The organism is Aeromicrobium sp. (assembly GCF_023146395.1).
Classification (GTDB): domain Bacteria; phylum Actinomycetota; class Actinomycetes; order Propionibacteriales; family Nocardioidaceae; genus Aeromicrobium.
The window spans coordinates 594,069-602,474 of the sequence record NZ_JAGLCD010000004.1 but is presented as its reverse complement, the minus strand read 5'-3'; the positions used below and the strand labels follow the sequence as shown (position 1 = coordinate 602,474).

Below are 8,406 nucleotides of genomic sequence, written 5' to 3'. Positions count from 1 at the left end.
GCTGGGGCGTGGGCGGCATCGAGGCGGAGGCCGCGATGCTCGGTCAGCCCATCAGCATGCTGATCCCGCGCGTCGTCGGCTTCAAGCTCTCCGGCGAGCTGCCCGAGGGCTCGACCGCGACCGACCTGGTCCTCACGATCACCGAGCAGCTGCGCCACCACGGCGTGGTCGGCAAGTTCGTCGAGTTCTACGGCCCCGGCGTCAGCGCCGTGCCGCTCGCCAACCGCGCCACGATCGGCAACATGAGCCCCGAGTACGGCTCCACCATCGCGGTCTTCCCGATCGACGACGAGACCACGAAGTACATGCGTCTGACGGGCCGCAGCGAGGAGCAGATCGCCCTCACCGAGGCGTACGCGAAGGCGCAGGGCCTGTGGCACGACGACGACCACGAGCCCCGCTACAGCGAGTACCTCGAGCTCGACCTGTCGACGGTCGTGCCGTCGATCGCGGGCCCGAAGCGTCCCCAGGACCGCGTCGAGCTCACCGACGCCAAGGGCTCGTTCCGCACCGCGCTGGCCGACTACGCCAGTGACGACGAGCAGGGCGTCAACGGCTACGACGAGGCGGTCGCCGAGTCGTTCCCCGCCTCCGACACCCCGAGCAGCAGCGCCGACGGCACCAACGGCGACGCGCCGTCCGCCCCGGCCCCGTCGGGTGCGGGTCGTCCCAGCAACCCCCAGCACGTCACGCTGGAGGACGGCACCGAGTTCGAGCTCGATCACGGTGCGGTCACGATCGCGGCCATCACGTCGTGCACCAACACCTCGAACCCGTCGGTCATGATCGGCGCCGCCCTGCTGGCCAAGAAGGCGGTGGAGAAGGGCCTGACGCGCAAGCCGTGGGTCAAGACCACGCTGGCGCCGGGGTCGAAGGTCGTGACCGACTACTACGAGAAGTCCGGTCTGACGCCGTACCTCGACAAGCTCGGCTTCAACCTCGTGGGCTACGGCTGCACGACCTGCATCGGCAACTCCGGTCCGCTGATCCCCGAGGTCAGCCAGGCCGTCAACGACGGCGACCTCGCGGTCGTCTCGGTGCTGTCGGGCAACCGCAACTTCGAGGGGCGCATCAACCCCGACATCAAGATGAACTACCTGGCCTCGCCGCCGCTGGTCATCGCGTACGCCCTGGCGGGCACGATGGACACCGATCTGCAGACGGCGCCGCTGGGCCAGGACTCCGACGGCAACGACGTCTTCCTGCGTGACATCTGGCCCTCGCCGACCGAGGTCGAGGACGTCATCGCGTCGTCGATCTCGTCGGACACCTTCAGCTCGGAGTACGCCGACGTCTTCGCCGGCGACGAGCGCTGGCAGAACCTGCCGACCCCCGAGGGCGACACGTTCGAGTGGGACGAGGACTCCACGTACGCCCGCAAGGCGCCGTACTTCGAGGGCATGGAGCTCGAGCCGGCGCCGGTCACCGATGTCAGCGGCGCGCGAGTGCTGCTCAAGCTCGGCGACTCGGTCACGACCGACCACATCAGCCCGGCCGGTGCCATCAAGAAGGACAGCCCCGCCGGCAAGTACCTGATGGAGAAGGGCGTCGGGCCCCGTGACTTCAACTCGCTCGGCTCGCGCCGTGGCAACCACGAGGTCATGATCCGCGGCACGTTCGCCAACATCCGCCTGCGCAACCAGATCGCGCCGGGCACCGAGGGCGGCTTCACCCGCGACTTCACCGCGGGCGGTGAGGTGACCACGGTCTTCGACGCCTCGGCGAACTACCAGGAGGCCGGCATCCCGCTCGTCGTCCTGGCCGGCAAGGAGTACGGCTCGGGCTCGTCGCGCGACTGGGCGGCCAAGGGCACGGCCCTGCTGGGCGTCCGCGTCGTGATCGCCGAGAGCTACGAGCGCATCCACCGCTCGAACCTGATCGGCATGGGCGTGCTGCCGCTGCAGTTCCCCGAGGGCCAGGACGCCGAGAGCCTCGGCCTGACCGGCGAGGAGACGTTCGAGTTCACGGGCATCACCGAGCTCAACGAGGGGCGCACGCCCAAGACCGTCAAGGTCACGGCCGGCGACGTCGAGTTCGACGCGGTCGTGCGCATCGACACCCCCGGCGAGGCCAACTACTACCGCAACGGCGGCATCATGCCGTACGTGCTGCGCTCGCTCCTCTGAGCTGAGCACTCCCGACGCGGCCCCCTCCGGATCGGAGGGGCCGCGTCGTGTCGAGGGGGCAGGATGGACGCATGACGATCCACGACGAGCATCCGTTCCTGCCGCCCGAGGGCGAGCGTTCGGTGGTCCGCCGTCTGCGCGGCCGCTGGCCCGCGGGCGTGGCGGTCGTGACGACGGGGGCGGGACGGTCGCGCGTCGGCCTCACGGTGTCGTCGCTCCTGGTCGTCGACGGCGACCCTGGCGTCGTCGTGATGATGCTCGACCCGCTGTCGGACCTCGCCGAGTCGCTGGGGGCCGGCGTGCCGTGCGTCGTCAACGTGCTGGCCCCGGGCCAGGGCGACCTGGCCGAGGTGTTCGCGGGGCAGGCGCCGGCGCCGGGCGGGCCCTTCACGGTCGGCTCCTGGAGCGACGGCACCCACGGTCCCGAGCTGCTCGGCTCGGCCGCCGTCGTGCGGGGCCGGGTGAGCCAGGTCGCCGAGGGCGAGACGGGGTGGTCGGTGCGCCACGAGGTCGAGATCGAGGCCGTCGACCTGAGCGACGTCCCGGCGCTGCGGCACGAGCGGGGGAGCTACCACTGAGGCCTCCCAGCGCCGTGGGCGTGCCTCGGTAGACTGATCGAATGGCCGCGAACGACGCTGTGGAAGCCCGCGGGATCCTGGCCGGGATCTCGGGTCCGCGCGATCTCGAGGGTCTGGACCCGGCCGAGCTGGACCAGCTGGCCGAGGAGGTCCGTGAGCTCCTGATCGCGGCCGTGGCGGCACGCGGCGGGCACCTGGGTCCCAACCTGGGCGTCGTCGAGCTCACGATGGCGATCCACCGGGTCTTCGAGTCGCCGCACGACAAGGTCGTGTGGGACACCGGCCACCAGGCCTACGTGCACAAGATGCTCACCGGCCGAGCGCGGGACTTCGCGGGGCTGCGCACCGAGACGGGGCTCTCGGGCTATCCGTCACGGGCGGAGTCCGAGCACGACTGGGTCGAGAACTCCCACGCCTCCACGAGTCTGTCCTACGCCGACGGACTGGCGCGTGCCCACGAGCAGACCGGGTCGGACCGGCACGTCGTCGCCGTGATCGGTGACGGTGCCATGACCGGCGGCATGGCCTGGGAGGCGCTCAACAACATTGCGGCCCACCGCGACCGGCGCCTCGTCGTGGTCGTCAACGACAACGGACGTTCGTACCGTCCCACGGTCGGTGGGCTGGCCCAGCGGCTCACGCGCATCCGTACGAGCCCGGGCTACGAGCCGACCCTGCAGGCCATCAAGGAGCGCCTGACCGGCCGCGGCGGCGCGCTGGGCCCGGCGGCCTACGAGGCGCTGCACGCGGTCAAGAAGGGCGTCAAGGACGCGCTCGCCCCGCAGGGCATGTTCGAGGACCTCGGCATCAAGTACATCGGTCCGGTCGACGGCCACGACCGCGACGCGCTCGAGACCGCGCTGACGGCCGCGAAGCGGTTCGCGGGCCCCGTGCTGGTGCACGTGCTCACGACCAAGGGTCAGGGCTACGACATCGCGGTCGACAACGAGAACGACCAGATGCACCAGTCGGTGCCGTTCGACCGGCTCACGGGCGACGCCCTCGCGGTCGCCCCGGCCGGCTGGACCTCGGTCTTCCGCGACGAGATCGTGCGCATCGCCGACGAGCGCACCGACGTCGTCGGCATCACCGCGGCGATGCTCCACCCCGTCGGGCTCGACGCATTCGCCGACAAGTTCCCCGACCGGGTCTTCGACGTCGGCATCGCCGAGCAGCACGCCGTCACGTGTGCCACGGGTCTGGCGATGGGCGGGGTCCATCCCGTCGTCGCCGTCTACGCGACGTTCCTGAACCGCGCGTTCGACCAGGTGCTGCTCGACACCGCCCTGCACCGCTGCGGCGTCACCTTCGTGCTCGACCGGGCCGGCGTCACGGGCGACGACGGCGCCTCGCACAACGGCATGTGGGACCTGTCGCTGCTCCAGCTCGTGCCGGGGCTCCACCTGGCGGCGCCCCGCGACGGCTCACGCCTGCGTGAAGCCCTCCGTGAGGCCGTGGAGATCGACGACGCCCCGTCGGTCGTCCGCTTCGCCAAGGGCGCGGTGCCCGAGGACGTCGAGGCCGTCGAGCGCCTGGGAGTCGTCGACGTCCTGCGCCGCGACGACGATGCCGAGGTGCTGCTGGTCGGCGTGGGGCCCATGGCGCACACGGCGCTGGCGGCAGCCGAGCTGCTGGCCGACGCCGGGGTCGCCAGCACGGTCGTCGACCCTCGCTGGGTCAAGCCGCTGCCCCCGCAGCTGCTCGAGCTCGCCCGCGACCACCGGCTCGTCGTGACGATCGAGGACAACGGCCGGCAGGGCGGGGTCGGCTCGACCATCGTGCAGGCCGTGAGCGATGCCGGCCTGGCGGTTCCGGTGCGCGTCCACGCGATCGCCCAGGAGTTCCTGCCGCACGCCAAGCGCGACGTCCTGCTGGGCCGGCTGGGCCTGACCGCTCCGGCGGTCGCCGACGATGCACTGCGGTTCCTGCCGCCGAGCGGGAACAACGAGGGCTAGGGCAGGGTTGACGATGAAGTGGCCTTTGAAGCGTGACGAGACGCCCGACGACAGCTCCCCGACCCCTGACGAGCGGGGCGACGACGCCCTCGACCCGAACGACCAGACGGTGCTGGTCGTCGCGCTCGACGGCTTCCTGTCCGCCGGGGGCGGTCCCCGCCTCGCGGCCGAGCACCTGCTGTCCGGGCACGGCGACGTCGTGCACTCCTTCGACATCGACGCGATGTTCGACTACCGCGCCCGGCGACCCATGCTGCGGTTCCACAAGGACCACTACCTCGACTACGACGCCCCGCGGCTCGACGTCGTCCTGGAGCACGACCTCACGGGTCGGCCGTACTTCGTGCTCGCCGGTCCGGAGCCGGACTTCCTGTGGGAGCGGTTCGCCGCCGAGGTCCGGCAGGTCGTCGACAGCCTGGGGATCGACCTGACCCTGAGCCTGGGCTCGGTCCCGATGGGGGTCCCGCACACCCGGCCCATGCTCGTCACGGCCCACGGCACCTCGCCGGAGCTGATCGACCGCACGAACCTGTGGTCGGCCGAGCTCGTGGTGCCGGCCTCGGCGCAGTCGATGCTGGAGTACCGCCTCGGTTCCTGGGGCCACGAGGCCGCGGGCTATGTCGCGCACGTCCCGCACTACCTGGCCCAGGTCGACTATCCCGGGGCCGCGGTCGTGCTGCTCGAGGCCGTCACCGATCGTCTCGGCCTGCAGATCGACCTGACCCCGCTGCGGGAGCGTCACGCGAGCACGATGGTCGAGATCGAGTCGCAGATCGAGGACCAGCACGGCGCCGAGCTCGTCAGCGGGCTCGAGCAGCAGTACGACGCCTTTACCCGGGGCGCGGCCCAGTCCCTGCTCGCGAGCGACGAGGACCTGCCGAGCGCCGACGAGCTGGCCGGGCAGTTCGAGGAGTACCTCGCGCGCCAGCGCAAGAACGGAGACTCCTGAGGCCTGCGGGTCGCTAGGATCGCCTCGTGCCTGCCTCCCTCACCGAACTGCTGGACCTGCTCGAGCTCGAACAGCTCGAGGTCGGACTCTTCCGCGGTCGCCAGCCCCAGAACTCGATGCTCAAGCGCGTCTTCGGGGGTCAGGTCGCGGCCCAGGCCGTCGTGGCGGCGCAGAACACCGTGCCGGACGACCGTCACCTGCACTCGCTGCACATCTACTTCATCCTGGGCGGCGATCCGAGCATCCCGATCGTCTACGACGTCGAGAACGTGCGCGACGGTCGTTCGTTCACGACGCGGCGGGTCGCGGCGCGGCAGCACGGCATGATCATCTTCTACATGACGGCGTCGTTCCAGGTCGAGGAGCCGGGCTTCGAGCACCAGGACCCCATGCCGGAGGTCCCGTCGCCCGACGACGCGATCCCGCTGGGCGAGATCGTCAAGGCCCGAGGCGCGGAGTACGCCGAGCAGTGGAGCCGCGAGTGGTCGTCGTTCGACCTGCGCTACGTCGGTGACAACCGTGACGAGGCGGCGCGGGACGCGAGCGGACGGCTGGTCGTGCAGCGCCTGTGGTTCAAGGCCTCGGGCGAGCTGCCGGCGTCGCGACTGATCCACAACGCGGCCTTCACCTACATCAGCGACCTGAGCCTGCTCGGCGCCTCGCTGGTGCCCCATGGCGTCTACATCGGGTCGCCCTCGGTCCAGCCCGCGTCGCTCGACCACGTCATCTGGTTCCACCGGCCCGTCGCGGTCGACGGGTGGATGCTCTACGACCAGTCGTCGCCGTCGGCCTCGGGGGCCCGGGGCCTCAGCACCGCGCGCGTCTTCGACGAGCGCGGCGCCCTGGTGGCCACCGTGGCCCAGGAGGGCCTGATCCGCCGCGTGTCGAGCTAGCGGCGCCCCAGCAGGAGTCCGAGCGACGGCAGCACGGCGACCACGCTGGTCAGCAGCGACGTCACCGTGCCCACCACCGCAGAGTCGGGCGCGGGTGCGGTCGGCGCGGGCGACGTCGGTGTGGGCTGGGGTGCCGGCGCGGCGAGCGGCAGGGCCGTGGCGATGTCACTCTCCGGCAGCACGGGGAACAGCAGCCGCGAGCCGCTGTCGCCACCGACCTCGACGGTGTTGACGCCGGGCACGGTCGGCAGCGAGAAGGCCGAGGCGCCCACGATGTCGAGCCGGACGCGGTGACCCGCCTTGAACCGGTTGGCGAGCGGCCACATCTCGACCTGGTAGAGCCGTGGGCTCAGGAAGCCCGTCAGGGGAGTCTTGGCGCTGTAGTCGCCGTAGGGCTGCACGATCGTGCCGCTGGCGTCCTTGAGGGACTTCTCCTCGATGACGTCGGGGAAGGACGACAACAGCCGACCGACCGTCAGCGGGTGCGCCGTGCCGTCGGGGTGCACGTCCGACACGACGGCCCAGATCGCGGTCTCGGGCGAGGTCGACGACAGGCGGACCTGGAGCGAGGCGGGCCCCGCGGACACGACGTCCTGCGTGAAGGCGGGTGTCGTGTAGCTCAGGCCCGGCAGCCCGACCAGACCGTTCATGTTGGCCAGGCCGGGGATCTGCGAGGTCAGCAGCCGCAGGCCTGCCGCGTCGAGCAGGGACGCCGTGGGGGAGTCGGTCGCCAGGGGGCTCGTGGGCAGGGGGACGTACGTCTGCGCGCCGGACGCGAGGGGGGTGCCGAGCGTGAGGGTGCCGTCGTTGAGCGTGGCGGCCGTGCCGCTGCGGGTGGCGTCGAGGCTCAGGGCCGCCCAGGTCGTGCCGGGCAGCGGCCAGTCGGCGCCGTCGCGACTCAGGTACTGCCCGGCGATCATGTCGCCCCGATCGCCGTCAGACAGCGTGAGCTGGACGGCGGGCTCCTCGGTGATCCCGTTGTCGACGTCGCGCAGGTAGTGGTCGTACCAGGCCTGCATGTCGGCCTGGCCGTTGTCGGTCCCGGCGGGGAATCCGTCGTGGCCGCCGGCGAGCAGCAGGTGGGAACCGTTGTCGCGCAGCTCCTGGTAGCCCTGGAACGCGCCGCGGGACTCGACGTCGAAGATCCCGTTGACGGCGAGGATCGGCAGGTCGTTGACGTCGCCGCGGAAGCCGCGTTCCTGCCAGAACGTGTCGAGGGTCGGGTGCAGGAAACCGGCCTGGAGTCCGCTGTCGAGCAGGCCGCGGACGGCGTCGAGCGACCCGATCGGATCGGTGCTCGCCCGGTCGGGAGCCTCGGCGAGCGCGAGCGCCCCGATGCCGAGGATCACGGCGGCGCCCGGCACGATGTTGCTGACCCCGCCGGGCATGAGCAGATCGCGGTACAGCTCGAACGTGCCGGACCGCAGGGTCGCGGTGTCGACGCAGGGCAGCTCGAGGTGCATCGAGTTGTAGATCATGATCGCGCTGGCCGAGAACCCGTGGATGCCCAGACGTCCGTTGCTCCAGGGCTGGCCGCAGGCCCACTGCAGGACCTCCGCGACGTCCTGCTGGCTGCGCGGTCCGAGTGCGTCGAAGCCGCCGGAGCTCGACCCTGTGCCGCGCAGCTGTACCAGCAGGTGGTTGTAGTGCGCGTCGGGCATGAAGGTCTGGGAACCCGGTCCGTAGGGACTGAACTCGATCACGGTGGGCCGGGCCGCGACGGGGCCCGGGCTCGTGAGGGTCGTCTGCAACTGGACACCGTCGGAGACGGTCACCCGCTCCTCGTGGACGACGGTGTCCGCCGCGGAGGACGTCGCGGTCGTCGCGACGAGCAGCGGCACGAGCAGGGCCAGGGCGGAGGCGGTCCGAAGGGCGCGCAGTGGAGCAGTCACATGCGGATCAACG

The 8,406-nt window shown here is 71.2% G+C and carries 6 protein-coding genes; 5 read left to right on the top strand and 1 reads right to left on the bottom strand.

The annotated features are described in order from the left end of the window. The 5 genes from KAG51_RS04980 to KAG51_RS04960 all read left to right on the top strand — a co-directional run. The coding region (locus tag KAG51_RS04980) for an aconitate hydratase (protein ID WP_290581227.1) at positions 1-2,126 on the top strand (2,126 nt) is incomplete at its 5' end. Between the two features lie 71 nt (positions 2,127-2,197). Further along, positions 2,198-2,704, top strand: coding sequence for a flavin reductase (locus KAG51_RS04975; RefSeq protein WP_290581226.1), 507 nt, complete (start codon positions 2,198-2,200; stop codon positions 2,702-2,704). Between the two features lie 41 nt (positions 2,705-2,745). Beyond that, the gene (gene dxs, locus KAG51_RS04970) at positions 2,746-4,659 is read left to right on the top strand and encodes a 1-deoxy-D-xylulose-5-phosphate synthase (RefSeq protein WP_290581225.1); all 1,914 of its coding nucleotides are present in this window, start codon (positions 2,746-2,748) and stop codon (positions 4,657-4,659) included. A 13-nt stretch (positions 4,660-4,672) separates the two neighbouring features. Continuing rightward, positions 4,673-5,608 (top strand): PAC2 family protein, encoded by a 936-nt coding sequence (locus KAG51_RS04965; protein WP_290581223.1) that lies wholly within the window; start codon positions 4,673-4,675, stop codon positions 5,606-5,608. Positions 5,609-5,634: 26 nt separating this feature from the next. Then, positions 5,635-6,501 carry an acyl-CoA thioesterase II gene (locus KAG51_RS04960; RefSeq protein ID WP_290581221.1) on the top strand — a complete coding sequence of 289 codons (867 nt, stop codon included), beginning with the start codon at positions 5,635-5,637 and terminating at the stop codon, positions 6,499-6,501. Here KAG51_RS04960 and KAG51_RS04955 read toward each other — a convergent pair. Beyond that, positions 6,498-8,393 (bottom strand): CocE/NonD family hydrolase, encoded by a 1,896-nt coding sequence (locus KAG51_RS04955; protein ID WP_290581219.1) that lies wholly within the window; start codon positions 8,391-8,393, stop codon positions 6,498-6,500. The genes KAG51_RS04960 and KAG51_RS04955 overlap by 4 nt on opposite strands. Between the last annotated feature and the right edge of the window lie 13 nt (positions 8,394-8,406).